The sequence below is a fragment of the Variovorax sp. GW822-FHT04E09 genome (genome assembly GCF_058800845.1).
In genome coordinates this window covers 1-728 of sequence record NZ_JBXAMR010000024.1, presented here as the reverse complement: position 1 = coordinate 728, position 728 = coordinate 1, and the positions used below count along the sequence as shown (strand labels likewise).

The following is a 728-nucleotide window of genomic DNA, read 5'->3' as shown; positions in this document are numbered from 1 at the left end:
TCCATCACGATGATCGGGTCATTGCCACCCAGCTCCAGGATCTGGCGCTTGTAGGTGGCCTTGCCCGCGATGTACTTCCCGATGGGCACGCCGCCCGTGAAGGTGACGAGGTCGACGTCGGCATTGGTCAGCAACTCGTCGGCGATCTCCTTGGGGTCGCCCGTGAGCACCGACAGCATCTGCGGCGGCAGCCCTGCCTCGTACAGGATGTCGGCCAGCAGGAAGGCCGTGAGCGGCGTCTTCTCGCTGGGTTTCAGCACGATGCGGTTGTTGGTCGCAATGGCCGGTGCCACCTTGTGGATCACCTGGTTCAGCGGGTGGTTGAACGGCGTGATGGCGGTGATGGCGCCCAAGAGCGGCTCGCGCATCGTGTAGACCTTGCGGCTCTTGCCGTGGTGCGTGAGGTCGCAGGAGAACACCTGGCCGTCGTCCACCAGCGCCTGGTTGGCGGCGAACAGCAGCACGTCGGAGGCGCGGCCCACTTCGTACAGCGAGTCCTTGCGCGAAAGGCCTGATTCGAGCGTGATGGTGCGCGACATTTCATCGAGGCGCGAGGCGATGATCTCGCCGGCGCGCATGAGGATCTTGTAGCGCTCGTAGCGCGTGAGCGTGGGCTTGTAGTCGCGGGCGATGCGCAGGGCATTGCGCACGTCGTCCAGCGTGGCCTTGGGCACGGTGGCGATCACCTCGCCGGTGTACGGGTAGGTGACCTCGATGGTGCGGTCGCG

The 728-nt window shown here is 65.4% G+C and carries 1 protein-coding gene; it reads right to left on the bottom strand.

The features are described from left to right. On the bottom strand, positions 1–728 hold a 728-nt coding region (locus AC1RL8_RS31240; protein ID WP_492687442.1), incomplete at both ends, for an aldehyde dehydrogenase family protein.